The sequence below is a fragment of the Marinobacter lipolyticus genome, from assembly GCF_018424605.1.
In the GTDB taxonomy this organism is placed as follows: Bacteria; Pseudomonadota; Gammaproteobacteria; order Pseudomonadales; family Oleiphilaceae; genus Marinobacter; species Marinobacter lipolyticus_B.
Genome location: NZ_QTKT01000006.1, coordinates 138,637 through 161,903, shown reverse-complemented (window position 1 = coordinate 161,903; position 23,267 = coordinate 138,637). Strand labels below are relative to the sequence as shown.

The 23,267-nt window shown below is 61.0% G+C and carries 27 protein-coding genes; 13 read left to right on the top strand and 14 right to left on the bottom strand.

Translation table 11 applies throughout. The features are described from left to right. Window positions 1-40 precede the first annotated feature (40 nt). A complete protein-coding gene (locus DYI22_RS10555) occupies window positions 41-1,699 on the top strand; it encodes a L,D-transpeptidase family protein (protein ID WP_213477996.1) in 1,659 nt (552 codons plus the stop codon). Between the two features lie 17 nt (window positions 1,700-1,716). On the opposite strand, the gene DYI22_RS10550 is transcribed toward DYI22_RS10555, so the two are convergent. After that, a complete protein-coding gene (locus DYI22_RS10550) occupies window positions 1,717-2,598 on the bottom strand; it encodes a chemotaxis protein (protein ID WP_213477995.1) in 882 nt (293 codons plus the stop codon). A gap of 171 nt (window positions 2,599-2,769) precedes the next feature. Next, window positions 2,770-3,465 (bottom strand): monofunctional biosynthetic peptidoglycan transglycosylase, encoded by a 696-nt coding sequence (gene mtgA, locus DYI22_RS10545; RefSeq protein WP_228300960.1) that lies wholly within the window; start codon window positions 3,463-3,465, stop codon window positions 2,770-2,772. Between the two features lie 156 nt (window positions 3,466-3,621). Between mtgA and DYI22_RS10540 the strand changes: the two genes are divergently transcribed. Continuing rightward, a complete protein-coding gene (locus tag DYI22_RS10540; protein ID WP_213477994.1) occupies window positions 3,622-4,134 on the top strand; it encodes a DUF2244 domain-containing protein in 513 nt (170 codons plus the stop codon). 18 nt (window positions 4,135-4,152) lie between these two features. Here DYI22_RS10540 and DYI22_RS10535 read toward each other — a convergent pair whose 3' ends face one another. Continuing rightward, window positions 4,153-4,392: a TIGR02647 family protein gene (locus tag DYI22_RS10535; RefSeq protein ID WP_213477993.1), complete on the bottom strand. Its 240-nt coding sequence runs from the start codon at window positions 4,390-4,392 to the stop codon at window positions 4,153-4,155. 72 nt (window positions 4,393-4,464) lie between these two features. Beyond that, entirely contained in the window at window positions 4,465-5,247 is a 783-nt protein-coding gene (locus DYI22_RS10530) for a substrate-binding periplasmic protein (RefSeq protein ID WP_416234589.1), read from the bottom strand. Between the two features lie 264 nt (window positions 5,248-5,511). On the opposite strand from DYI22_RS10530, the gene DYI22_RS10525 reads away from it, so the two are divergent. Further along, window positions 5,512-7,011: a GMC family oxidoreductase gene (locus DYI22_RS10525; RefSeq protein WP_213477991.1), complete on the top strand. Its 1,500-nt coding sequence runs from the start codon at window positions 5,512-5,514 to the stop codon at window positions 7,009-7,011. Window positions 7,012-7,025: 14 nt separating this feature from the next. Then, the gene (locus tag DYI22_RS10520) at window positions 7,026-7,553 is read left to right on the top strand and encodes a DUF4112 domain-containing protein (protein ID WP_228300959.1); all 528 of its coding nucleotides are present in this window, start codon (window positions 7,026-7,028) and stop codon (window positions 7,551-7,553) included. On the opposite strand, the gene DYI22_RS10515 is transcribed toward DYI22_RS10520, so the two are convergent. Beyond that, on the bottom strand, window positions 7,539-8,426 hold the full coding sequence (locus DYI22_RS10515) for a diacylglycerol/lipid kinase family protein (RefSeq protein ID WP_213477990.1): 888 nt from the start codon (window positions 8,424-8,426) through the stop codon (window positions 7,539-7,541). The genes DYI22_RS10520 and DYI22_RS10515 overlap by 15 nt on opposite strands. A 96-nt stretch (window positions 8,427-8,522) precedes the next feature. Further along, window positions 8,523-9,425 (bottom strand): DMT family transporter, encoded by a 903-nt coding sequence (locus DYI22_RS10510; protein ID WP_213477989.1) that lies wholly within the window; start codon window positions 9,423-9,425, stop codon window positions 8,523-8,525. Window positions 9,426-9,576: 151 nt separating this feature from the next. Between DYI22_RS10510 and DYI22_RS10505 the strand changes: the two genes are divergently transcribed. The 4 genes from DYI22_RS10505 to DYI22_RS10490 all read left to right on the top strand — a co-directional run bounded on the left by DYI22_RS10505 (window position 9,577) and on the right by DYI22_RS10490 (window position 12,241). Beyond that, a complete protein-coding gene (locus tag DYI22_RS10505; RefSeq protein ID WP_213477988.1) occupies window positions 9,577-10,275 on the top strand; it encodes a pseudouridine synthase in 699 nt (232 codons plus the stop codon). A 40-nt stretch (window positions 10,276-10,315) separates the two neighbouring features. Further along, window positions 10,316-10,960: a DsbA family oxidoreductase gene (locus tag DYI22_RS10500; RefSeq protein WP_213477987.1), complete on the top strand. Its 645-nt coding sequence runs from the start codon at window positions 10,316-10,318 to the stop codon at window positions 10,958-10,960. Between the two features lie 187 nt (window positions 10,961-11,147). Beyond that, window positions 11,148-11,324 (top strand): DUF1328 domain-containing protein, encoded by a 177-nt coding sequence (locus DYI22_RS10495; protein WP_213477986.1) that lies wholly within the window; start codon window positions 11,148-11,150, stop codon window positions 11,322-11,324. A gap of 212 nt (window positions 11,325-11,536) precedes the next feature. After that, complete coding sequence (locus tag DYI22_RS10490; protein ID WP_213477985.1) at window positions 11,537-12,241, top strand: lytic transglycosylase domain-containing protein; 705 nt, start codon at window positions 11,537-11,539, stop codon at window positions 12,239-12,241. A 16-nt stretch (window positions 12,242-12,257) separates the two neighbouring features. Here DYI22_RS10490 and DYI22_RS10485 read toward each other — a convergent pair whose 3' ends face one another. Together DYI22_RS10485 and putA are read right to left on the bottom strand one after the other, a co-directional pair. Further along, window positions 12,258-12,623: a thiol-disulfide oxidoreductase DCC family protein gene (locus DYI22_RS10485; protein ID WP_213477984.1), complete on the bottom strand. Its 366-nt coding sequence runs from the start codon at window positions 12,621-12,623 to the stop codon at window positions 12,258-12,260. Window positions 12,624-12,638: 15 nt separating this feature from the next. Continuing rightward, the gene (gene putA, locus DYI22_RS10480; RefSeq protein WP_213477983.1) at window positions 12,639-16,268 is read right to left on the bottom strand and encodes a bifunctional proline dehydrogenase/L-glutamate gamma-semialdehyde dehydrogenase PutA; all 3,630 of its coding nucleotides are present in this window, start codon (window positions 16,266-16,268) and stop codon (window positions 12,639-12,641) included. Window positions 16,269-16,611: 343 nt separating this feature from the next. Between putA and DYI22_RS10475 the strand changes: the two genes are divergently transcribed. Further along, window positions 16,612-17,064 carry an Lrp/AsnC ligand binding domain-containing protein gene (locus tag DYI22_RS10475; protein ID WP_213477982.1) on the top strand — a complete coding sequence of 151 codons (453 nt, stop codon included), beginning with the start codon at window positions 16,612-16,614 and terminating at the stop codon, window positions 17,062-17,064. 3 nt (window positions 17,065-17,067) lie between these two features. Here the strand turns inward: DYI22_RS10475 and DYI22_RS10470 are convergent, their stop codons facing one another. After that, window positions 17,068-17,583, bottom strand: a complete 516-nt coding sequence (locus tag DYI22_RS10470; protein WP_213477981.1) for an acyl-CoA thioesterase — start codon at window positions 17,581-17,583, stop codon at window positions 17,068-17,070. Window positions 17,584-17,588: 5 nt separating this feature from the next. Further along, window positions 17,589-18,155, bottom strand: coding sequence for an elongation factor P-like protein YeiP (yeiP, locus tag DYI22_RS10465; protein WP_213477980.1), 567 nt, complete (start codon window positions 18,153-18,155; stop codon window positions 17,589-17,591). 89 nt (window positions 18,156-18,244) lie between these two features. Between yeiP and DYI22_RS10460 the strand changes: the two genes are divergently transcribed. Genes DYI22_RS10460 through DYI22_RS10450 form a run of 3 tightly spaced genes read left to right on the top strand, consistent with a single transcriptional unit; the run spans window position 18,245 to window position 20,657 of the window. Further along, window positions 18,245-19,000, top strand: a complete 756-nt coding sequence (locus DYI22_RS10460) for a 5-oxoprolinase subunit PxpA (RefSeq protein WP_213477979.1) — start codon at window positions 18,245-18,247, stop codon at window positions 18,998-19,000. Beyond that, complete coding sequence (gene pxpB, locus DYI22_RS10455; protein WP_213477978.1) at window positions 18,997-19,722, top strand: 5-oxoprolinase subunit PxpB; 726 nt, start codon at window positions 18,997-18,999, stop codon at window positions 19,720-19,722. The genes DYI22_RS10460 and pxpB overlap by 4 nt, the downstream gene beginning before the upstream one ends. Window positions 19,723-19,733: 11 nt before the next feature. Further along, window positions 19,734-20,657: a biotin-dependent carboxyltransferase family protein gene (locus DYI22_RS10450; RefSeq protein ID WP_416234593.1), complete on the top strand. Its 924-nt coding sequence runs from the start codon at window positions 19,734-19,736 to the stop codon at window positions 20,655-20,657. A 1-nt stretch (window position 20,658) separates the two neighbouring features. Here DYI22_RS10450 and DYI22_RS10445 read toward each other — a convergent pair whose 3' ends face one another. From DYI22_RS10445 to DYI22_RS10435, 3 genes are all read right to left on the bottom strand, one after another. Continuing rightward, window positions 20,659-21,357 (bottom strand): crotonase/enoyl-CoA hydratase family protein, encoded by a 699-nt coding sequence (locus DYI22_RS10445; protein ID WP_213477976.1) that lies wholly within the window; start codon window positions 21,355-21,357, stop codon window positions 20,659-20,661. Between the two features lie 212 nt (window positions 21,358-21,569). Then, on the bottom strand, window positions 21,570-21,953 hold the full coding sequence (locus DYI22_RS10440) for a DUF2750 domain-containing protein (RefSeq protein WP_213477975.1): 384 nt from the start codon (window positions 21,951-21,953) through the stop codon (window positions 21,570-21,572). A 27-nt stretch (window positions 21,954-21,980) separates the two neighbouring features. Further along, entirely contained in the window at window positions 21,981-22,337 is a 357-nt protein-coding gene (locus tag DYI22_RS10435; protein ID WP_213477974.1) for a hypothetical protein, read from the bottom strand. A 102-nt stretch (window positions 22,338-22,439) separates the two neighbouring features. On the opposite strand from DYI22_RS10435, the gene DYI22_RS10430 reads away from it, so the two are divergent. Then, window positions 22,440-22,922 carry a hypothetical protein gene (locus tag DYI22_RS10430; RefSeq protein WP_213477973.1) on the top strand — a complete coding sequence of 161 codons (483 nt, stop codon included), beginning with the start codon at window positions 22,440-22,442 and terminating at the stop codon, window positions 22,920-22,922. Here DYI22_RS10430 and DYI22_RS10425 read toward each other — a convergent pair. Further along, window positions 22,868-23,227 carry a hypothetical protein gene (locus DYI22_RS10425; RefSeq protein WP_228300958.1) on the bottom strand — a complete coding sequence of 120 codons (360 nt, stop codon included), beginning with the start codon at window positions 23,225-23,227 and terminating at the stop codon, window positions 22,868-22,870. The two genes, DYI22_RS10430 and DYI22_RS10425, sit on opposite strands and share 55 nt — an antisense overlap. Window positions 23,228-23,267: the final 40 nt, after the last annotated feature.

Here is a 23,267-nt window from a genome sequence, read left to right as displayed (position 1 = left end):
AACGTTTTAAAGTTGGAGAGGAAGGATGATCTCTGGTTCGATGGCAGTGAGAGGGATTTTTCTGACTGTGATGTGCCTGTGGTCCCTGTGTGGCCATACCAACGATGTGATTCGCAGCCGCATGGGCGCCATCGACCTGGATTTCCCCGTCAGCGCACTTGGCCGCATGCTCTCCACCGAAAACGCCCTGTCCCACTTCTATCGTCAACGCGACTATACGCTGGCCTGGACCCGACCAGCGGATCGGGCTGCCCTTCTCAATGTCATCGCGGCATCCGAGCGCCACGGCCTGACGCCCTCGGATTACCACTTCAGCCGTCTGCAGCGCATGGTTGGCCTGGCTGCCAACGGCGCCGGCGCGCTGGACGGCGAAACCCTCGCCGAGCTGGACATGCTGCTGACCGATAGCGCACTGCTGCTGGCGTCCCACCTTCTGCACGGCAAAGTGAATCCCGACAGCCTGACACCGGCGAGGGTAACCGGGGCACGCGGGCATATGGCCGGACAGCGTCTGGCGCAGGGCCTGGAACAACAGGAGGTTGAAGCGGCGCTGCAACGGCTGGCTCCGTCCGGGCCGGGTTATCAACGGCTGCTGCTCGCCAGAGACAGCGTCGACGCGCTGCAGGATGCCACCTGGCCAGCAATTGCCGACGGCACCACCATACGACCAGGTGCCGGGGATACCCGGCTACCGCTTATCCGCCAGCGCCTGACCCTGCTCGGCGATCACCCGCTGCCGGTCAGCCACAGCAGTGCCGGCTCGGAGTACGACAGCACACTGGTGTCGGCGGTTAAACGCTTTCAGGCCCGCCACGGGTTGGATACAGACGGCCTGATTGGCACGTCCACGGTGGCCGCGCTGAACCTCACGCCGGCCGAACGCCTGGCACAGATCGACGCCAACCTGGAACGATGGCGCTGGCTTCCGGAGGAAAGCACTGGCACCCAGGTCGTTGTTAATGTTGCCGGCTTCGAGCTTCGCATGGTTCAGCAGGGCGAAGTGGTTTTCCGCAGTCGCGTGATCGTCGGGCGGCCCTTCCGGCCCACGCCTCTGTTCCACGACAGCATCCGCCAGCTGGTTTTCAATCCCAGCTGGACTGTACCACGAAGCATCATGATTGAAGATCAGCTACCGGTGATTCGGCAGAACCCCGATTATTTACGCAACTCCGGTTTTTCGCTCTACCGCGGATGGGGGCCGGACCGCGAACCGGTCAATCCGGACAATGTCGATTGGTGGGCACTTTCCGAAGACTATTTTCCGTTTCAACTGATCCAGGAACCCGGGCCGGGAAACGCCCTGGGGCAGGTAAAGTTCATGTTTCCCAACGAGTTCGACGTCTACCTGCACGACACCCCCGCTCGCCACCTGTTCAGCCGCAGCCAGCGCTCCTTCAGTTCCGGGTGCATTCGCGTGGAAGACTCCCTGGAGCTGGCCCAGAGGCTGTTGGCGAACCAGCGTGGCTGGTCTGCGGAACGGGTGAACAGCGTGCTCAGCTCGAGGGAGTTAACCAAGGTCTACCTTGAGGATCCCGTGCCGGTCCGCCTTGAATACTGGACCAGTTGGGTCGACGAAAACGGCGCCCTGCACTGGCGGGATGATATCTATCAGCACAACGGCGAATTGATTGCAGCGCTGGCAACCTCAATTGACGCGGGTGCCGGCATCCAGATCCATCATGCCAGCGCCAGCCAGTAAACCAACCTCACGCCGGCCTAGTTCGCCGCGCCCCGCAGCATGGCCTGCATCAGCTCGTTGGCATCAAACTTTGTCAGAGCCTCGTTGGCCCCGACCTGATTAGCGTAGCTCAGGCTCATCTCGCTGTTCAGCGAGGTGTGCAGAATGATGTACGGCTGCCTCAGCGAGGTGTTGTCGCGGATATTGAACGCCAGTTCGTAGCCATCGAGCCCCGGCATTTCAATATCACTGACCAGAATATCCACCGGATTGCCACCACGGTGCGCCTCCAGCAGCCGGTCCAGGGCATTCTGCCCATTGGTGGTGACTTCATAGGAAATGCCTTTGCTGTCGAGCACATCGGACAGCTGCTTGCGGGCCACCTGCGAGTCATCCACCAGCAGAATCCGCTGTGCCCTGAGTGACTCGCTTTCCACGTCGGTCAACGCCGCTGCCTGGGTGTCGACGGCGCTGGGGTATACCTTGGACAGCAGCAGTTCCACATCCAGCAGCTGAATCAGGTCGCCGTCCATATCGATCAGGCCGGTGATAAAGGCCTGGTCTCCCAATGCCGCAGGCGGTGACTGCACCTTTTTCCAGTCGGCCTCGATGATCCGGTTGACGCTGCGCACCACAAAACCGATTTCCTGGCGCTGAATATCCGTCACAATGATCGAGCCGGCCTGCTGCTCTTCCGCGGTCAGTGGGCGTCCGCCCACCGCCGCCGCCATATCGATGACCGGCACTGCCGAGCCCCTGAACGACATGGTGCCGAGCACGGCGGAATGACTTTGGGGGAGTTTGGTCAGCCGGGCAAATGGCAGAATTTCACGGATTTTCAGGGTCCCGATGGCAAACAGCTTCTGTCCGGTGAGCCTGAACAACAGCAGCTTCTGGGAATGGGTGGACTGTCTGGACATAACGAACGCAGATCCTTTAGCAGAGACGGGATACCGAGTTACTCTAGCAGAGCCGATCCACGGACAGGTATCCGTACACTACGCATCCGGTGGTGCGACTCCCGTTCGCTCAGAGTGCCACAGTGCCAGAAAATCACTGTATCGATTTCGTTACCTGTGCGTGGGGTTCCGCTACAGCCCCTGCAGATAACCCGGCCCGTTCAGCTGCTGCATCTGCCGCTGAACCCAGGCCGCCCGCTCCCAGACATACGGCGACGGATCGCCGGCGCGGAGTACCTTCGGATTCGGCAGCACCGCCGCCAGTCGCGCTGCCTGGGAGCGGGAAAGATCGCGGGCGCTGACACCGAAATAGGCGCGGCTGGCCGCCTCCACGCCATAGATGCCGGGGCCGAACTCGGCGATGTTGAGGTAGACCTCAAGGATGCGCTGCTTTGACCAGAAGGTCTCAAGCCCCAGAGCCAGCCCGGCTTCCAGGGTTTTGCGTACGAAACTGCGGTCATTCCAGAGAAACAGGTTTTTTGCGGTCTGCTGGGTAATGGTACTGGCGCCCCGCAGCCCTTCGCCCGCCCGGTATTCCTCCAACGCCTTGCCGATGGCGGCGAAATCGACGCCCCAATGGGTCGGAAAACGCTGATCTTCACTGGCAACCACCGCCAGTGGCATCCATTTGGAAATTCGCCGGTAGTCGACCCACTGGTAATGCACCCTGGCATCTTCCGAGCTCAGGCAGTGCGCCAGCATGAACGCGGAGGTGGGGGGATTCACGAATCTCATGAGCAACAACGTTGCCACGACCAGCGCCAGCAATCCTGCAACAGACCACGCAATATAACCACCAAGGCGGCATGGAAACGATTTCTTGGCCAAACGGGAACTCCCCTGCACCTGCAACTATGCTTGGAAGAGACAAGTATGTCGTTTACCGCGCCCCGTTTGAATTACGGCTTCGTCAGATAAGGTTCACTCATCGGCACCGGGGCCGTCGTCGTATAGTCACATCATACCCGCATCGGGGTCAGGCGAATGGTAGAGCACCTGCACTGTGAGCAAGGCATGCGCCTGCTGCTCACCCCCAACCGCTCACTGAGCTGGGCCGGCAACCTGCGTATCTGGATGGCACTGTTTGCGGTGTCATTGGTGATATCGGTCGGCATGGCACTGGCCGGTGCCTGGGTAATCGTGCCCTTCGCCGGGCTGGAACTGTTGGCGCTCGCAGCCGGTATCTACCTGACCTCCCGGGCCTGCCAGGCCCAGGAGGTTCTGATCGTCACGGCGGAGTCGGTCACCCTGGAGAAAGGACGCAGAACCAAGCAACGGGAGTGGCGGTTCCCCCGTGCCTATACCCGGGTCCAGGTCAAGTTGCCACGCCACGGCTTTACCCCACCGAAACTGTTCATCAGCCATCGGGGGGAGGACGTGGCCCTGGGTAGCTTCCTGAACGTGGAAGACACCCAGATCCTGTTACGTATTCTGGAGGGCAAAGGCGTTATGCTGGAACGGCAGAGGCCGGCTTCCGACCATGGTTTGTGGTACTGACCCCAGGGCCTGAACCACTCAGCGGCTTGCCAGGATGGACTGCAGCTTCTGGGTGAGCTCCACCGCCTCACTGCCGAGTGCTGTCAGGTAGCCACCGTCTTTCTGGGTGATCAACCCTTTCTGATGCAGGCGCTCCGCAGCCTTCACAGACGCCTCCGGGGCGGAATGCTGGTGCACCTTGATGCCCTCCTGTGCCGAGGTGGACTGGAACTGGGCCAGCAGGTTCAGTTCAGCAAGATACTCGGGTGAAAAAGCCATTGGCGATCCTCGTAAGAAAGTTGGAGCTACCCTGTAAGTTCTATACGAGGATCGGCAATTTCACAACGTATTTCATTCCCCCGGCGGTGCCGAGCGGCTGACCAGCCCATCCAGCTCTCCCGAGCGTCGGGCTTCATCGAGTGCTCCTTGCAGGGCGGTCACGATTGCCGGATTGGTCTCATTGCTCAGCGCGAGATACATGGGGGTTTCGCGGAAGACCAGCACCGGCACCAGGCCGGAAATGCCGTGTTCCTGCTCGGCGACCAGTGGCCCGACGAGCCCGTCCGTTACCCACAGATCGGCCTCACCCAGAGTGAGACGCCGAGGGTTAACGTCTCCGGAGATGCTCATCACCACATCAAACCCCTGGCGAACCAGATAATCGGACATGACATCGCCCTTGTAACCGGCGATGCGATACCCCTTGGCGTCTTCCAGTGAGTCCAGCGTGATATCGGAGCCCGGTGCCGCAAACAATGTCCACTGGATGGGCGCCAGCGGTCCCACCCACTGAAACTGGGACTCCCGCTGCTCGGTACGGGCGGTGCAGAACAGGCCGTGGTTCTCACGACCCTGGACCCAGTCATAAGCGTAACTCCAGTCACGCATTTTCATCACGTAGTCGTAGTCGACCCGCGCCAGCATGGCCTTCACCATCTCACTGCAAATGCCGGTGATGTCGTCCTCGTTGTGGGCAAAGCCCTTGCCGGTGGCGGACTGGTTGTAGGGGGGATAGTTCTCGGTAAAGATGTACAGCCGTTCCGACGCGTTCACCAGCGCCCCGCCACCGGAAAGCAGAACGAGAAGAGAGCCCAGGGCTGCGTTTCTCAGCGCCCCGGCAACGAGTGATTTCATCAGGGTAACCATTATTGTTCGTGTCCTTGTCCAGAATTCGTTGGTTGAACTCAGCAGGTAGTTGTGAAAGCGACACTCTGTCACAAATTGCCACTGAAACTGGTCGTTTATGCCAGTCATCAGATTACCGGTTCGCGGAGAAATTTCAGTGACAAAACGTATCCCACGGGCGGAGGCATAAATTGTCAGCGCCGGGATGCGCTGGAGCGTAATTTCAGTTAAAACGTTTGTACCAACAGAACAAAAACAACCTGGTTAACCAACATGACTGACAGCCCAAGCCCGACGACCGGGCCGTTCGATTTCATCATCGTGGGTGCCGGAACCGCTGGCTGCCTGCTGGCCGACCGCCTCAGCATCAACCCGAACCATCGGGTACTGCTGATCGAAGCAGGCGGTCGCGACAATTACCACTGGATCCACATTCCCGTGGGGTATCTGTACTGCATCGACAATCCGCGCACTGACTGGCGATTTCGCACCGAACCTGTGCCGGGGCTCAACGGTCGCTCGCTGATCTACCCCCGTGGCAAGACCCTGGGCGGGTGCTCCAGTATCAATGGCATGCTCTATATCCGCGGCCAGCGCCGCGATTACGATCACTGGGCAGAGGTCACCGGAGAGGACGCCTGGCGCTGGGACAACTGTCTGCCCGACTTCATGCGCCATGAAGACCATTACCGGATGGACGAAGGTGGTGATGCGGATCCGGATCATCACCGGTTCCACGGGCACGGCGGGGAATGGCGGGTGGAGCATCAGCGCCTGAGCTGGCAGGTGCTTGAGGATTTCGCCGCCGCGGCGGTGCAGGCGGGCGTCCCCCGCACCCGGGATTTCAACCGCGGCGACAATGAGGGCGTCGACTATTTCGAGGTCAACCAACGGTCGGGGTGGCGCTGGAATACCTCCAAAGCGTTTCTCCGCAAAGCCGCGAAGCGTCCCAACCTCACCGTCTGGCATTCAACCCGGGTGCTTGGGCTGGTCATGGATGCCGGAACAACCGGTGGCGCCCGCTGCACCGGTGTGCGGGTGGCCCGTCAGGGCCAGAGTGAGGTCGTGGTGCACGCCAGCCGGGAGGTGCTGCTGAGCGCAGGGGCCATCGGCTCGCCACAACTGCTGCAGCTTTCCGGGATCGGCCCCTCGGAGCTGCTGGAGCAGCATGGAATCCCCGTGGTGCAGGACCTCCCCGGGGTGGGGGAAAACCTTGCCGAATACCGCTACGCCAACATCCAGTACCACGTCCAACCGTTGAGCCTCGACGCCTTTGGCCAGCCGCTGCACGACTTCCCGGCGATCACCGCCAGCGTATGCAACCTCAACCCGACCAGTCGCGGCACCGTACGCATTCGCAGCGCCAACCCCGAGGACGCGCCCGCTATTGCGCCTAATTACCTGAGCACCGCGGAAGATCGCAAAGTGGCCGCAGACTCGCTGCGGGTTACCCGCCGCATCGCCGGGCAACCTGCCTTTGCCTGCTACCAACCCGAGGAGTACAAGCCCGGCGTCCAATTCCAGAGCGACGACGAGCTGGCTCGTCTGGCCGGAGATATTGGCACCACCATCTTCCACCCTGTGGGCACCACCCGCATGGGTCGGGCCGATGACCCCATGGCAGTGGTCGATCCCCACCTCAGGGTACGGGGAGTATCCGGCCTGCGTGTGGTGGATGCCGGGGTCATGCCGACCATCACCAGTGGCAACACCAACTCACCCACGTTGATGATTGCGGAAAAAGCAGCGGCCTGGATACTGGCTGGCGAGTGAGCCGGCGGGTTAGTATGACCTGGCCCGACACGGGGACTTTACTGCAGGAAGACAGCACCATGAGCAATGGCGACAGCGCGGCACAGACCACCGACCTGAGAGCGCGTCAACGGGCAACGCTTGCACGCCTGGACCGATTCTCGCGCCTGACGGATACCGCCATCCGCATCCCGTTCACCAGAATCCGTCTCGGTCTCGACCCGATTATCGGGCTGCTGCCGGTGGTGGGCGATGTCATCGGGCTGCTGCTGTCACTGTACGTGCTGCTGGAAGCTCACCGTGCCGGCGCCAGCACCAGCGTCCAAACCCACATGGTCAAGAATATGCTGGTGGAAACCTTCGGGGGCATGGTGCCGGTCGTCGGCGATGCCTTTGACATCGTCTACAAGGCCAACACCCGTAACACCCGCCTGCTGAGGGAGCATCTGGAGAAAGAACTGCAAATCGAAGAAAAACCACGCTTCCCGTGGAAGCAGCTGATTTTCCTGATTATTGTGCTTGCGGTGGTCACCGGGCTGGTGATTCCGCTACTGCTGGGCTGAGCCGTCGGCGGCCACCACCTGGCGCCCGATAACCCGCAGAACCTGTTGCCGGCACACCACCTCGAGCGGCGTCCTGGTCGCCACATCGCCATCGGCGGTCACCGTTTTCGGCTTGCGGGTAATCACGCTGCAGCGGCTGCCTTTAAGGTGCACCACCGTACTGGTGCGGCGGGGCGATTTCCGCGTGAAGCGTAGCATCAATGCCGTCAGCAACAACTGGAACAGCGGCCTGGGGCGCACCGCCACAACTTCAAGCTGTCCATCGGTGGCACAGGCTTCCGGTATCTCATTGCCGCCGCCGAAAAAGGCGCCGTTGGCAATGGCGATAGACAGCCACCGCCCGCTCACCCGGCCCTTGTCACAGCGTATCTCGGCGTGAAATCCCCGCTTCTCACTGAGTTTGCGCAACAGTCCCAGCCCATAACTGAAGCGGCCGAACCACTTCTTGCTGGTGTCGTCCGCTTCGCACACCGGCGCAGTACCCAATCCGATGTGGGCCACATTGAGAAACAGCCGCTGCTCGAATTCCGCAACATCCACGGTCTGTACCGGGCCTTCGTGGATCAGCTCGCACAGGGCCTCTGGCTGCTCGGGCAGGTCCAGATTGCGGGCAAAATCATTGGCGGTGCCCGAGGGCAACACGGCCAGAACCGCCTTCCGCGCCAGGCACAGGCGCGCGCCCATGTTCACGGAACCATCACCGCCGGCCACCATCACTACATCATCCGGCTGCACCTGCCCGGCCCAGTCCTGCTGATCGAAGTCCTGACACTGCGGATCGTGAATACCCGCTGCGGCAAGCTGTTCCAGCCAGAATTCCCGACCTCGCTGCCCGTCACCGGCCTTGGGGTTCGCCACCAGCCAATAGCTCATTCCCTGTGTTTCCTTCTGTATCGCAGTTGCTAGCAACCTTACCCCAAAGCCGGTGTCGCGTCCTGTCGGGAGGGATTACCGTTCGGATAAAAACGGCTATTGCCGGCCGCCATGGACGGCCTTGCGAGTGACCACCAGTGCAACCCCGGTGATCGAAACCAAACCACCGGCCATGGCCAGCACGCCCAGACGCTCGTCGAACAGCCAGAACGCTTCCAGCGCGGTGACCGGCGGCACCAGATAAAACAGGCTGGCCACCTGGGACGCGGCACCCCGGCGGATCAGCCACATCAGCAACAGGATGGCACCAATGGACACACCCAGAACCAGCCAGGCCATGGACAGCTGTAACTGAAGTGTCCAGTCCACTTCCCGGGATTCCAACGCAAACGCACCGATGGCAAAAAGCACCGACGCCGCGCTGTACTGGATCAACGTTCCGGCCACCAGATCCGCCTGGGTGCCATGGCGCTTCTGATAGACGGTACCCAGCGAGATGCCGGCCAGCGAAAAAAAGGCCCAGACCAGCGTCCACAAGGGAAAACCGGAGGTATCGCCCGGGTCACCGGTGAATTTCTCCATCAACACCAGAGTCACGCCCACCAGCCCCAGCAACAACCCCAGCCACTGGCGCCCGGATACCCCTTCGCGCAGAAACACCACGGCCGCCGCTGCAGTCACCAGTGGCTGCAGCCCCACAATGAGCGATACAATGCCGGAAGGCATGCCACCCTGAATAGCATAGTAGACCCCGCCCAGATAGCAGCCATGAACCAGCAGGCCGGTGACCGCCAGATGCCCGGCGCCCCGCCAGCCCGGCCAGCGGGTTTTCAGCAACCGGGCCAGCCCCGCCAACAGCACCAGGGTTATCAGCATGCGGATCAGCAGCAGGGTAAAGGGTTCAGCGTACGGCAGGCCGTACTTGGCACCGATGAACCCCGTACTCCAGAGCCAGACGAACAGGGCCGGAACCAGGTAGGTGAAGAAAAGTGACCGCATAACATCCACCAACAAAAAACAAAGAGACAACCGCCAACTTTAGTAGTTAGCAGGCAAACAATACAGGTACAGAGGAACGCTTTCGCTGCCGGCACAGACGGTCAATCACTTTCACTGTGCGCGTTCCGGCGGAACCGCTATCATCAGCACAATGAAACTTTCACGCATACTCAGCAACCAGAACGGGGTCAGCCGCAAGCAGGCCAACAGACTGATTGCCGCCGGCCTCGCGACCGTAAACGGCCAGGTGTGTACCGACGCGGCGACGGAGGTGGACCGGTTCGCCAGCGTTGTGGTGGAAGGAAAGACTCTGCAGGCGGGCGAGCCCGCAATTTACCTGATGCTGCACAAACCCGCGGGCTACCTCAGCGCCACGGAGGACGACGAGCATCCCACGGTCATGGAGCTGTTGGCCCCGGACCTGCGCCCGGGCCTGCACATCGCCGGCAGGCTCGACCGGGCGTCTACCGGCCTGCTGATCCTCACCAATGACGGCCTCTGGTCGCGCCGCCTGACCGAACCCCGCATCAAACTGCCCAAGATCTACCGCGTGTCCACCGCCTATCCGATCTCACCGGAAACCGCACAGCGCTTTGCCGAAGGTATCTGGTTCAATTATGAACAGCTGCGCACCTCTCCGGCCCGGCTTGAGAGCCTCGCGGCCACTGAGGCCCGGCTGACCATCTACGAGGGCCGCTACCACCAGGTCAAACGCATGTTCCATGCCGTTGGTAACCGCGTGACGGCGCTGCACCGTGAGCAGATGGGGGCCATCCGGCTGGATGCCACTCTGCCGCCGGGGGCCTACCGGCCACTGAGCCGTCAGGAGACAGCCGGCGTATCAGAGTGATATTCTGAACGCTCACTCAACATGCCATTGCGGAGCCGTCATGACCCACATCAAGATCGACATTGTTTCCGACATTGCGTGCCCCTGGTGCGCCATCGGCTACGCCCGACTTGAACAGGCCATGGCGCGGCTGAGCAACGACATGCTGTTCACGGTTGCATGGCATGCCTTCGAGCTTAACCCCGACCCTTCCGGCGACGGCGAACCAATACTGCCCGCCCTCAGCCGCAAGTACGGCCGCAGTGAAGAAGAGATGCGCGCCAACCAGAGCCAGATGATGGCCATAGCCAACAGCCTGGGCCTGAACTTCGACAAATTGCAGGAGCGCCATACCCGCAACACCTTTGACGCCCACCGCCTGGTGAAATGGGCCGGCGAACAGGGCAAACAGACGGAAATGAAAAAGGCGCTGTTCGAAAGTTATTTCGGCCGCGCAGAGAACGTATCAGACCCCGACGTGCTGATCCGCTGCGCGGAAACCGTCTCACTGGATGGTGCCGCCGCCCGTGCGGTGCTCGCCTCGGACGATTACGCCGCACAGGTGCGCGAAGACGAAGCGCGCTACCAGCAGGCCGGCGTTTCCGCCGTGCCGGCCTTCATCATTAATGATAAATACCTCATTTCCGGTGCCCAGGAGCCGGCTTCCCTGATCAGCGCCCTGCAGGACATTGCATCCGAAACCTGAGCCGTCCATCCGTCGGTACGTTTGCTTATCAAAGCGTAATGATGCGTCAAAAATAAATTTATATTGTTAAAACAATAACTTGAGATTTTTATGACAGACAGCGGCAGCGCCCTGGGGCGCGGCCAGTTTGTGCTTTCTCAAAACCTGTGCCAAGTTGATAAGCGAAGCCATCAAAGGAGGAAAGGATATGCTCTATTGGGCTGTAGTGTGTCTCATCATCGCCATCATTGCCGGCGTATTAGGCTTTGGAGGGATCGCGGGTACCGCGGCCGGCATCGCGAAAATTCTGTTCTTCATCTTTCTCGCGCTTCTGGTGATATCGCTGGTAGTTAACGCCATGCGAGGTAAAGGTCCCAAAGTCTAGTTAAGTTATCCCTGCCAACTGCTCACGCATTCCGGCAAGAGCAGTTGGCACCCCCGTCTCCCCCAGCCATGTTTCAAACTTCTATCCACCTTGACTGGCAACCGCATCACATTTGCGGGCTCCGACACTAACCGTTACATTTCACAGCCCTCACAAGCGCGTATACTTGCACGAGACCGTAGCACACGATTCAGGGCAGACGTGAGAGCGTAATGACCAGCAGTAGATTGTTCCCCACCGTCCTTCTGGCGACCGCTTGGCTGGCACTGACCAGCTCCCCGGCGAATGCCGATAACGTGAAGCGTGTGGTGCATCCCGATGGCACGGTGGAATACACCAACATCCAGAGCAGCAGCCGGCCTCGCGCCTCCAGCAAAACCGAAGTGGTGTACAGCTACCGCGATCAAAACGGCGTCATGGCCTACAGCAGTAGCCGACCCGATGGCTCCGAGTTCAAAGTAATCCGTTTCCACTGCTATGCCTGTGACCCCAACTCCAAAGTGGATTGGAGAACGACGCCGCTATTCGTCAAACCCTACCGCAGTGAAATCGAGGCCGCGGCCCGCCAGTACGGGGTCGACCCGGCCCTGGTACGCGCCGTCATCCACGCAGAATCCGCCTTCAATGCCGCCGCCATTTCCCCCAAAGGCGCCCAGGGGCTGATGCAGCTGATGCCTGCAACGGCGCAGGAACTGGCCGTCAACAACGCCATGAACGCAGCGGAAAATATACGAGGCGGGGCCAATTACCTGGCGCGCATGCTCGAACGGTTTGGCGGCGACACCCGGCTCGCCACGGCCGCCTACAACGCCGGGCCCGGCGCCGTCGGCCGCTACGGCGGGATTCCCCCCTACGCCGAGACCAAAGCCTACGTGGAAAGAGTCAGCATTCTTCACGAACGCTACGCCAGCAACTGAAAAAAGACCTGCCCGGCTACGGAGTGTCACCCAGGCGCTTCGCCACCCAGCGGTGGTATAGCGACGCGAGAGTGGGCCGGATCACTGGCAGGCCGATCAGCCATGCCAGCGGTTTCAGTACCCATACGCGGGACATCAGCAGAATGTAAGCGTCCATTTCCCGGTGCACCCTGCCCTGCTCATCCTTGACGTGCAGTTCGCGCAGCGCTTTGACCGGGTCAATGCCTTCCTGCCGCAATTGTTCGTCACGCCCGGTAATGTCCAGCCACTCAACCGACTCCCCGGTCTTGCTCGCCAGCTTTTCGTACCAGCGCCGGTCCTTGATGCAGGCCGGGCAGGAGCCATCGTAGAACACCACCAGTTTGCCGGCTGCGGTTGCCATCGTCGCCTCCTCCGCTTACTCCGAGGCAGCAATCAGGCTGGCGTTACCACCGGCGGCGGTAGTATCCACACACAGGTGGCGCTCGATCACGAAGCGCTGATCCAGGGTGTGTTCGGTGATCAGCGGCAACAGCGCACCGTCACGCTTCGCCAGCGCCTCACGGTACGCGCGCAGCAGCGACTGCTCGGCACAGCTCACCACGGCGGTGAAACCCCGGGCCTGTTCCAGCGCGGCGGGCTCCAGCAAACCGTTAACGCCCACCACGGGCAGGCCGGCTTTTGCTGCCTCGGCGACGGTATCTTCCACTTCCGGCGCGATCACCACCACCTTGTTACCCTGGGACAGCGCCGTCGCCGCCTGTTCCAGCGCAGTCTGCTTATCCGGCCCCAGGCACAGCACCACGCCCCGGGCGTGATTGCTCAGGCGGTTAAGCTCGCCGGTTGGGCCCGGCAACTCCTCCGCCTCGGCATCCAGCGGCGCAGGCACCTGGCCGAACACCGGCGTCAGCGCTTCGATGCGCGCTTCCGGCTTCGGCGACTGCTGATCCCGAAGGCTGCCAATCAGGCTTTCCAGTTTTTTGATATCGATCGTTTTCGCGCCGGCCTCGGCCGGGCGCTCAACGGTGTCGCCCTTCAGGAACCGGCGCACGTACTGCGGGCCACCGGCCTTCGGGCCGGTGCCGGACAGCCCTTCGCCGCCAAAAGGCTGAGAGCCGACGATGGCGCCGATCTGGTTACGGTTGACGTAGGTGTTGCCCACCCTGATGCGGCTGGCAATGCGCTCCACACGGCGATCCACCCGGCTGTGAATACCAAACGTCAGGCCATACCCCTTGGCGTTGATGTCATCAACGACCTTGTCGATGTTTTTGGCCTCGAAGGTGGCCACGTGCAGCACCGGCCCGAAGATTTCCTCCTCAAGTTCTTCAATGCCACTGACGCCCAGCACCGCCGGTGAGACAAACAACCCTTTCTCCGGCACCTCCAGCTTTTTCAGCAGGCGGCCTTTGCGCTCGAACTCGTCGCAATGATCAACGATTTTCTTGCGGGCGTTTTCATCAATCACCGGGCCTACGTCGGTGGACAGCTGCCACGGGTCACCAATGCCCAGTTCCTCCATGGCGCCATAGAGCATTTCCAGCAGGTGATCGGCAATGTCTTTCTGCACATAAAGCATGCGCAGTGCCGAGCAACGCTGGCCGGCGCTCTGGAAGGAGGACGCGAGGACGTCCCGCACCACCTGTTCCGGCAACGCGGTGGAATCCACAATCATGGCGTTCAGGCCGCCCGTTTCGGCCACCAGCGGTGCATCCGGCGCCATATTCTCGGTCATCGCCTTGTTGATGCGCTGGGCGGTGGCCGTGGACCCGGTGAAACACACGCCGCTGACCCTGGCATCGGAGGTCAGCGCCGCGCCCACGGTGGCACCGGTGCCGGGCAACAGCTGGATGGCGTCCCGCGGGATGCCGGCCTCATACATCAACTCCACCGCTCGAACAGCCAGCAGCGAAGTCTGCTCGGCGGGCTTGGCGAGCACGGTGTTGCCAGCGGCAAGGTTGGCCAGGATCTGGCCGGTAAAGATCGCCAGCGGAAAGTTCCACGGCGAGATGCAGCACATCACGCCGCGGGCTTCGCCACTATTCTTGTAGCGGACCGCCTCGTTGGCGTAATACTGGGAAAAGTCCACTGCCTCGCGGATCTCGGCAACGGCATCCAGCAGGGATTTGCCCGCCTCGCGGGTGGTCAGTGCAAACAGCTCGTAGGCATGTTCCTCGTAGAGGTCACCCACTTTCCGAACGCAGGCGGCACGCTCTTCCACCGGGGTGTCTGCCCAGGCCCGGAATCCGGCTGCTGCCGCCGTGATGGCGGTATCCACATCGGCTTCGGAGGCCTGGGTCACGTGACCGACCAGATCGTCCGGGTTGGCTGGGTTACGCACCACCTGAACCTCGCCGCCGCTGGCCTCACCGGCTATCAGCGGGCCGCCTTTCCAGCGATGATCCCGATAGGCATCACGCCCGGCATCAATCTCTTCGACCGTCACCGGATCGGTAATGTCCCAGCCTTTGGAGTTTCGACGCTGTTCGCCGAACAAGCTGAACGGATGCACGATTGCCTTGCTGGAGATTTTACTGCCCATCTCCTCGACGCTGAGAATCGGATCCTTGGCAATCTCTTCCGGGGTGATACTGGTGTCGACAATCTGGTTCACGAAGGAGCTGTTGGCGCCGTTCTCCAGCAGGCGTCGTACCAGATAGGCAAGCAGATCCTTGTGGGGACCAACCGGCGCGTAGATGCGGCACGGCACGCCGCTCACTTTCAGCACCTCGTCATGCAGCGATTCGCCCATGCCGTGCAGGCGCTGGAATTCGTAGTTGTCCACGCCCTTGATCTGCGCCATCTCAAGAATGGACGACACCGAATGGGCATTGTGAGTGGCAAACTGGGGATAGATGCGGTCCGTCATGTTCAGCAGCTTGGTGGCGCAGGACAGAAACGACACATCGCTGCAGGCCTTGCGGGTAAACACCGGGAAACCATCGAGGCCCATCACCTGGGCACGCTTGATTTCCGCGTCCCAATAGGCACCCTTGACCAGACGCACCATGAACCGCCGATCGTGCTTTTCAGCCAGCCCATAGAGCCAGTCGAGGGCAAACGCCGCCCGCTTGCCGTACGCCTGGACCACAACGCCGAAGCCATCCCAGCCGGCCAGTTCAGGATCGGCCACCAGCGCCTCGATCACATCCAGTGACAGATCCAGACGATCCTGCTCTTCGGCATCGATATTGAATCCCATGTTTGCCGCCGCCGCTTTCTTCATCAGCTCTTTAGCCCGGGGCAGCAACTCATTCATCACCCGTTCCTTGTTGCCATACTCGTAGCGCGCGAGCAGCGCCGAGAGCTTGACGGAAATGCCCGGGTTCTTGCGCACATCGCCCTTGCAGCTTTTCGCAATACTGTCGATGGCATTGGAATAGGAGTCGAAATACCGCTGGGCATCGTCATCGGTGCGTGCGGCTTCGCCGAGCATGTCATAGGAATAGGTGTAGCCCTTCTCCATGTACTCTTTGGCTTCGTCCTGCGCTTCGTCGATATCGCGACCAAGCACGAACTGGCGGCCCATTTCCTTCATTGCCTGACCGGCCACGGTGCGGATCACCGGCTCGCCAAACCGTTTGAGCAGCTTGCGCAGGGTGTCGCCCACCGTGTTGCGCTCGGAATCCTTGAGCAGGTTACTGGTCATCAGCAGCGCAACGGTGGCGGTGTTGATCAGTGGCGACGACGCCTTGCCCACGTGGGCGCCCCAGGCACCGGAGGTGATCTTGTCTTCAATCAGCTCATGAATGGTCAGGTTATCCGGCACACGCAGAAGCGCTTCTGCGAGGCACATTAGCGCCACCCCCTCTTTGGTGGTGAGGCCGTACTCTGCCAGGAACTTCTCCATGATGGTGGACTTCGCATTGCTGCGGACACTGCGAACCAGGTCCGCGGCGCGCGCGGAGATGGCGTCTCGCTCGGTCTGAGACAACTGAGCGCCAGCAATCATCTCGCGGATGACCGTGTATTCATCCGCAAGGTAGTAATCACGAAGGGCCTGCCGGCTGTCTGCAAGCTCGGGAGTCACTGATTGCTGCGGTCTCATAGATGTACCCTCTCAGTTGTTTGTCTTTGCCGCATTCTACCGATTACAACAAAGACGTTTTCACTGTAAGACCCGGTTTGACGCGTCAATTCGGCTTTTTTAATGAATAAAAATTTATCTATTTCTCAGATAAAGTTAATCTTTCAGGAAAAACACCTTAAACTGCGCATACCGGTAACCTGTAAACCTTTACGGTACCTTAAGCTCACACTGATAAGCATAGCGCCCCTGACAAGGACTTGCCCGCTTGCGTAAACAGTGCGCGCTTTCGGGGAGTTACGACCCCGGGGCGACATAAGATCAGGATGGCGGAACCGACTTTCAGTACCCAGGACCAGAGCCCATGTTCGAACTTGACCGCATCGATCACTCCATCATTCGTGAGTTGCAGAAGAACGCACGCATCACCATCACCGAGCTGGCGTCACGGGTGGGCCTTTCAAAAACCCCGTGTCAGGTTCGAATGCGGCGGCTGGAGGAGCAGGGCTATGTGACCGGATACACTGCGCTGGTGAATCAGACCAAGCTGGGGCAAAGCCATATCGCCTTTGCCCAGGTCACCCTCAACGACACCAGCAGTGACGCGCTGGCGGCGTTCAATACCGCCGTCAAGCAGATTTCAGCGGTTGAGCAGTGCCATATGATTGCCGGGAATTTCGATTACCTGCTGAAGGTGCGGACCGGCAACATGGCGGAATACCGCCAGGTACTCGGTGAGGAGATATCCGCCCTGCCCCACGTTCTGCAGACCAGCACCTTCGTGGTCATGGAGAATGTCCGGGATGCAGGGCTGTAGGATCTAGCGGCCGGATAGCTTCTTGCGGGTTTCCAGGCGACCTTCACGGCGGATCTCGGCGTTGTCGAAGCGTCGCTTCTGCTCGTCCGTTTCCGGCAACACCGCGGGCACGTCCACCGGCTTGTCATTCTCATCAAGCGCCACGAAGGTGAAAAACGCCGAGAGAATATGGCGAACGTCGCCGGTGTAACTGTTCTCCGCTTCCACCCGCGCGCCAATTTCCATGGAAGACCCCCAGCTGCGATTCAGCGACAGACTGAACAGCAAGGTATCGTTGCCTTTGGCCGGGGCGCGGAAATGAATGGAGTCCACCGCCGCGGTGACACAGACGTGGGCGGAATGACGCTCCGCCACCACCAATGCCAGGCGGTCGCACTTGGCCATGATCATGCCCCCGAACACGGTGTTGTGGGCATTCATGTCGTTGGGAAACACCTTGTAGACGTGCTTCTCGATGGCGGACGCGGAAACGGGTCTGGAGACAGGTCTGGAGACAGGTCGAGAAACGCGATCACTCATAACACTCAGGCCCGACCCAGAAAGCGGCGCTCTTCCACGTTGATCTTGATCCGGTCACCGGTGGAAATATGCTCCGGCACCTGGATCACCAGCCCGGTAGTCAGCCTGGCAGGCTTGGTGCGCGCGGTAGCGGAACCGCCCTTGACCGACGGATCGGTTTCCTCGATCTCAAGATCCACCGTGGGGGGCAGGTCCAGCGCGACCGGCGCGTCACTGACCAGAACGACCATCAGGCCCTGGGTATCTTCACTGATGAACAGCAGCTCATCGGCAATGCCGTCGCGGTTAAGGCTGTACTGGGTGAAATCCTCGGTATCCATGAACACGAATTCGTCACCGTCGGAATAGGAAAACGAAACCGGGCGGCGCACCAGATCCGCCAGGTTCAGCATGTCCGAGTCCTTGAATGTCTCGTCCAGTTTGGCGCCGGTGACCACGTCGTACATCCGCATGCGGTAAAGGCTGCCTCCGGCACGGCCCTGGGGAACCGAACGTTCGATATCCTTCACAAAGTAAGCGCGGCCTTCGTATTCGACGGCGGAATTCTTCTTGATTTCACTGGCTTTGGGCATAGCTGAAGCTTCCAAACGAAAAATGGGACAATAGGGTTGCTGATATATCATGAAGCCGTGCGAGAATCGAGAGAGACAGAGGGAGCACCATGAAATCTTTACTGCTGAATGCCGACATGGGCGAGAGCTTCGGGCCCTGGGTGATGGGGCTGGATCACGAGGTGATGCCGCACGTTGACCTTGCCAACATTGCCTGCGGCTTTCACGCCTCCGATCCCGACGTCATGCGGCGCACCGTTCGCCTGGCGGCTGAGCATGCGGTCGGAATCGGCGCCCACCCGGCCTATCCGGACCTGGTCGGCTTCGGCCGACGTTCTGTGGCCTGCTCACCGACGGAAATCGAGAACCTGGTGCTGTATCAGGTGGGCGCACTGGCGGCCATGTGCCGCGCCGAAGGCAGCGAGCTTCGCTACGTCAAACCCCACGGGGCGCTGTATAACGATATGGTGCGCGACCCGGAGGTATTCATCGCCGTTACCCGTGCTATCCGCGCGTTCGACGCGAACCTGCCGCTGATGACCCTGGCCACCCGCGACACCACCACGCTGCGCGATCTGGCCCGCGAGCAGGGCATTACCCTCTGGTTTGAAGCCTTCGCTGACCGCGCCTACGACGGCGCCGGGCGGCTTGTTTCCCGCGCACAGCCCGGCGCCGTTCACCATGAACCGGAACTCATCCTCGACCAGGCCCGGCGCATCGCCACCGGGCAACCGCTGACCACAAGCGACGGTAGTGACCTGATACTGGAGGCTGACACCCTGTGCGTGCACGGGGACAATGCCGAATCCGTGGCCTCGGTGCGCGCCATTCGCCAAATGCTGAACGCGCTTAGTCAGCCCGCATGAAACCGGCGCCTTTGCCCTGCCTCGAGCGGGCCGGCCTGGACAGCTGGATGATCCGGCTGTTCGATCGCATTGAGGAAAGCAACCTGGCGTGGCTGGCCGCCCTGACCAGGGACTGCGAGACGGCCTTCGGCGACATGCTGGTGGATCTCGTGCCGTCCTACACCACCTTGCTGGTGGTGTTCGACCCGCTGCGGATCAGCCCATGCGAGGCGAGGCAGCAACTGATCGAACTACTGGGCCGGCTGGAACCCGTGGAGGCCGATGCCGGCGGAACGCTACACGAGCTGCCCACCTGGTATGACCTGCAAACCGGCCCCGACCTGCCACGGGTCGCCGAGCTTTCCGGGCTCTCTGTGCCCGCCGTCATCGAGGCGCACAGCAACCGCGACTACTGCGTGTTTGCGCTGGGGTTCGCGCCCGGCTTCGCGTTCATGGGTTTATTGGATGACGCGCTGGTCTGCCCGCGCCTGGACACGCCGCGTCAGCAGGTGCCCGCCGGCAGCGTGGCGATTGCAGGCCGGCAAACCGCCGCCTACCCACTGGTTACGCCCGGTGGCTGGAACCTGATTGGCCGCACGCCGGCCCGTCTGTTTGACCGCCATCGCGACGGCCTCAGCCTGCTGCGGGTCGGAGACCGGGTACGCTTTGTGGCGGTGGATCAGTCCACATTCGAGCAGTTGGGTGGCGACACCACGCCCACCGCGCCGGCGTCAGCCCCATGAGCAACACCATGATCAGCGGCTTCCGCGTCGCCCGCGCCGGCCCCCTGGCCCTGCTGCAGGACGCCGGGCGCTTCGGGGTGCGACACCTCGGCATTACCCAGGGCGGGCCGGCGGATTTACACGCCTGGGCCTGGGCCAACCGGCTGACGGGCAACGACTGGGGCGCGGCGGTACTGGAAGTGACCTTTGGCGGTCTGGAACTGGTCGCTGAACGGGATATGACCATCGCACTGACCGGCGCCGATCTCGGCATCCGCCACAACCAGCAACCCGCCCCAAGGTGGCGGACGCTTGTCATCAGGTCCGGCGATGTCCTGAGCTTTTCCGCGCCGGTCAGCGGCCTGCGGGCCTATCTTGCTGTTTCCGGCGGGTTTCGGGGCACGGCGGTGCTGGGCAGTGTAGCCAGCGTTACGAGGGAGCAGCTCGGCGGATTTGACGGTCAGGGCAGCAGCCTGCGCAGCGGTGACAGATTGGCGATCACCCGGTCGGAGGCCACTGGGGATGAACGGCAAGCGCCGGAGTGGGAACAACCGGATTACCGCCACACCGCCACCCTGGATCTGCTGCCCGGGGCACAGATAGCGGCTTTTACCGGCAGCAGCCTGTTCGAGGCCTTCAATGCCCTGTGGCGGGTAGACCAGCGGGCGGACCGCATGGGCGTTCGCCTGATCGGGCCGGCGCTTCGCTGTGCCGTTGACTCTCTGATATCGGAGGGAATTTCACTGGGCGCGGTGCAGGTGCCGCCGGACGGTCAACCCATCGTGCTACTGAACGACCGGCAAACCATCGGTGGTTACCCACGCCTGGGCAACCTGACGCCGCTGGCGGCAAGCCGCCTGGCCCAGTGTCTGCCGGGTCAGGCGGTGCGGTTCCGCGCCACCGGCATTGATCGCGCGCTGCGCCAACACCGGGATTTCCTGAGCCGTTTTCGCTGAATCAGCCCTGCAGACCGAGGTTTTCAGCGTCTTTCACGATGCAACGGTCCAGCAGCGACAGGTAATCGGCCTTGGCTTTGACCTTGGTTTCCCGGTGAGCGCGCATGTTCAGGGTCTTGAAATGGCTCGCCAGCTCGGTGGCGCGCTCGATCAGTTTGTCCTGCGCCACAACCTCATCCAGAAAACCGGCTTCCACCGCCCCTTCCGGACTGTAGATTTCCGCATTCACCACCGAACGGTAGAAATGCGCCGGCGCCAGCCGATGGCGGGCGATTTCGATGCCGGCGTGGTGCATGGTCATGCCGATGGCCACCTCGTTCAGCCCAAGCTTGAACGGGCCTTCGATACCGATGCGGTGATCGACCGACAGCAGAATGAAAGCACCCTTGGCGATGGCATGGCCGCTGCAGGCGGCAATCACCGGCAGGGGGAAAGCAGCCAGTCGGCGGGTCAGTTTGGAACCTACGGTCACCAGTGCGGCGGCTTCGTCCGGCCCCTTCTGCATTTCCTTGAGGTCATAGCCGGCGGAAAACACGCCGGGCTGGCCGCTCAGAATGACCACCGCCTTATCCTGCTCAGCTTGATCCAGCGCCGCATTCAGGCCCTCAAACACTTCGTGGCTGAGAGCGTTCGCCTTACCGTTGTTGATCACGACGGTCGCGATGCCGTCGTTCAGTGTGTACTCTACCAGGTCCGTCACGGGCCAATCCTCTTGCTAATGTTCAATTTTTTAAGGGGTGAACTTTGCCAGCTTCCGGCGCGGCTGGCCACTCCGGGCTGAAGTTGCCCACAAAAACTGTGGATAAGTTTGTGGGAACAGGGCGCACAGTCTTCTGAAACCCTGTAACCATGCGGGGTGCGGCATTATGACCGTAAAATGAACGGCCGGCCGTCACAGCCCCGCTGCGCTGTTCAAAAGCTCGCCAATTCGTCCTGAAGATCCTGTTTCAGCTCATCCGGCTCGGTGATCCACAGGGTTTTGTCCAACCCGGGGAATACACCGATATCCAGACCGTCCTTTGCCAGGCCCGGCACCCATTTCTTGAAGAAGTCCGGCAGCGAAATACTCTTTGGTGACAGATCGTCGGCGTCTTTAGCGTACTCGGCGGCAAACTCGGAATCCGGCCACACGGGCAGGTATTCGACGTCACCATCTTCGGAGGCAATTTTCAGGAAACGATTGTCCGCGTTTACCAGAATCCAGATTTCCCGCTCCTCACCCACGCGGCTGAGGAAATAGTCGTATCGTTCCTCGCCATCAAGCTCAAGTACGGCGGTCAGTTCGTCGTTGGTCATGGTTTGGCTCTCTGTTGTTGGCCTGCGCTACTGGACCAGGCAATCCATCATGGTAAGCGTTACATCCCGAAAGGCAGCCTCAGAGCGGATAACCTCCGGGAAACTGCCATAGATCGCGCGCCGGCAGAGCGAGTGACGGGACTCACTGCGATCCACACACTCGGCGTGCGCCGGACTGCCGGCGGGCTGCCCCGCGATCTCCACACACAGTTCCGGAATGCGGGAGATGACCCAGTCCACCACCTCGCTGCGGGCCGCCGGGTGCGAGGCAAGATTGGTAAATCGGCTGGTATCGCCAGGCTCCCGCTTGTCACGGGTAAGGTCCCAGGCGATAAATATCAGGGCGGCCGAGACCAGTATGACCGTAGCTTTGGGGAATTTCATCGAAAGGATTCCGCATATAATGGGGACATCGGGCGGAGCCAGCATACGCCAAATGTTCTAGACTCAGAAGAGCAGCCCCCTCAGAGAATTCCGGATGTATCCATGAAGTTGACCCTGATGCCGTTAGTGGCGGCTATTTTACTGTCAGTTCAGGCGGCCCGCGCGGACGATAATAATCACCTGAGTATCACGGTCGGGGACTGGCCCCCCTACTTTGACCAGGAAGCCCACGGCCAGGGCATGGTCGCCCGTCTGGTGCGCGGTCGGATCGACGCCTTCCCGGAGGAAATCAACGTGGGTTACCACATTCTGCGGCGGGAACTGACGCCCTCAGCCGCCCGTGAGATTGTTCACCATCCCCGCGCCATCCTGGAGAACAAAAGTTTCCTGCTGTTTCCCCGCGCCACCGATTTTGAATCCAGGGAACTGCTCGGCAAATTCAACAGGCGACTGCAAGCCTTCCGTGCCAGTGGGCGTTACCAACGCTACTTCAACACGGAAGAACATGCAGCGGCGTTACTGCCCGCGGATCAGGCTGCGCCGGCCCGCTTGAAGTCAGCGCCCATCATCACGCCTGAGTGGTGATGCGTCGGCTTTGACGCGCCCGGCTGCGCTTCGGTGACCTCGTAGATGTGATAGGCCTCCGGCCCAAACGGATCCAACGCGGTATCAAGGTACTCATAACTGTCCGGCACCGGATCGCCGGAAAAGGCCACCAGGAACTGCCGCTCGATGGTCGGAATCGCGATGTTCAGTGGTTGCTCCACCCACAGATACACACCCTTCTGCGGTACCAGGTATTCGCACCTCACCACCCGGCAACCTTCACGAAGCTTGAGGGTTGTGGGTTCTTTTGTGCACTCCAGCCGGAACTTGTGAATCGTTTTCATGATCGACTCTCCTGTCATGGACACGATTCCATCATCCGCC

Excerpts from the sequence above, each read along its gene's own strand:
- DYI22_RS10440 (WP_213477975.1), bottom strand. The coding sequence starts at position 21,953 with ATGACCAACGACGAACTGACCGCCGTACTTGAGCTTGATGGCGAGGAA.
- DYI22_RS10530 (WP_416234589.1), bottom strand. The coding sequence starts at position 5,247 with ATGAAATCACTCGTTGCCGGGGCGCTGAGAAACGCAGCCCTGGGCTCT.
- DYI22_RS10515 (WP_213477990.1), bottom strand. The coding sequence starts at position 8,426 with ATGAGCTATTGGCTGGTGGCGAACCCCAAGGCCGGTGACGGGCAGCGA.
- DYI22_RS10520 (WP_228300959.1), top strand. The coding sequence starts at position 7,026 with ATGACCTGGCCCGACACGGGGACTTTACTGCAGGAAGACAGCACCATG.
- DYI22_RS10500 (WP_213477987.1), top strand. The coding sequence starts at position 10,316 with ATGACCCACATCAAGATCGACATTGTTTCCGACATTGCGTGCCCCTGG.
- putA (WP_213477983.1), bottom strand. The coding sequence starts at position 16,268 with ATGAGACCGCAGCAATCAGTGACTCCCGAGCTTGCAGACAGCCGGCAG.
- DYI22_RS10535 (WP_213477993.1), bottom strand. The coding sequence starts at position 4,392 with ATGGCTTTTTCACCCGAGTATCTTGCTGAACTGAACCTGCTGGCCCAG.
- DYI22_RS10460 (WP_213477979.1), top strand. The coding sequence starts at position 18,245 with ATGAAATCTTTACTGCTGAATGCCGACATGGGCGAGAGCTTCGGGCCC.
- DYI22_RS10550 (WP_213477995.1), bottom strand. The coding sequence starts at position 2,598 with ATGTCCAGACAGTCCACCCATTCCCAGAAGCTGCTGTTGTTCAGGCTC.
- DYI22_RS10475 (WP_213477982.1), top strand. The coding sequence starts at position 16,612 with ATGTTCGAACTTGACCGCATCGATCACTCCATCATTCGTGAGTTGCAG.
- DYI22_RS10505 (WP_213477988.1), top strand. The coding sequence starts at position 9,577 with ATGAAACTTTCACGCATACTCAGCAACCAGAACGGGGTCAGCCGCAAG.
- DYI22_RS10435 (WP_213477974.1), bottom strand. The coding sequence starts at position 22,337 with ATGAAATTCCCCAAAGCTACGGTCATACTGGTCTCGGCCGCCCTGATA.
- DYI22_RS10425 (WP_228300958.1), bottom strand. The coding sequence starts at position 23,227 with ATGAAAACGATTCACAAGTTCCGGCTGGAGTGCACAAAAGAACCCACA.
- DYI22_RS10470 (WP_213477981.1), bottom strand. The coding sequence starts at position 17,583 with ATGAGTGATCGCGTTTCTCGACCTGTCTCCAGACCTGTCTCCAGACCC.
- DYI22_RS10430 (WP_213477973.1), top strand. The coding sequence starts at position 22,440 with ATGAAGTTGACCCTGATGCCGTTAGTGGCGGCTATTTTACTGTCAGTT.
- DYI22_RS10485 (WP_213477984.1), bottom strand. The coding sequence starts at position 12,623 with ATGGCAACCGCAGCCGGCAAACTGGTGGTGTTCTACGATGGCTCCTGC.
- DYI22_RS10495 (WP_213477986.1), top strand. The coding sequence starts at position 11,148 with ATGCTCTATTGGGCTGTAGTGTGTCTCATCATCGCCATCATTGCCGGC.
- yeiP (WP_213477980.1), bottom strand. The coding sequence starts at position 18,155 with ATGCCCAAAGCCAGTGAAATCAAGAAGAATTCCGCCGTCGAATACGAA.
- DYI22_RS10555 (WP_213477996.1), top strand. The coding sequence starts at position 41 with ATGGCAGTGAGAGGGATTTTTCTGACTGTGATGTGCCTGTGGTCCCTG.
- pxpB (WP_213477978.1), top strand. The coding sequence starts at position 18,997 with ATGAAACCGGCGCCTTTGCCCTGCCTCGAGCGGGCCGGCCTGGACAGC.
- DYI22_RS10540 (WP_213477994.1), top strand. The coding sequence starts at position 3,622 with ATGGTAGAGCACCTGCACTGTGAGCAAGGCATGCGCCTGCTGCTCACC.
- DYI22_RS10525 (WP_213477991.1), top strand. The coding sequence starts at position 5,512 with ATGACTGACAGCCCAAGCCCGACGACCGGGCCGTTCGATTTCATCATC.
- DYI22_RS10510 (WP_213477989.1), bottom strand. The coding sequence starts at position 9,425 with ATGCGGTCACTTTTCTTCACCTACCTGGTTCCGGCCCTGTTCGTCTGG.
- DYI22_RS10490 (WP_213477985.1), top strand. The coding sequence starts at position 11,537 with ATGACCAGCAGTAGATTGTTCCCCACCGTCCTTCTGGCGACCGCTTGG.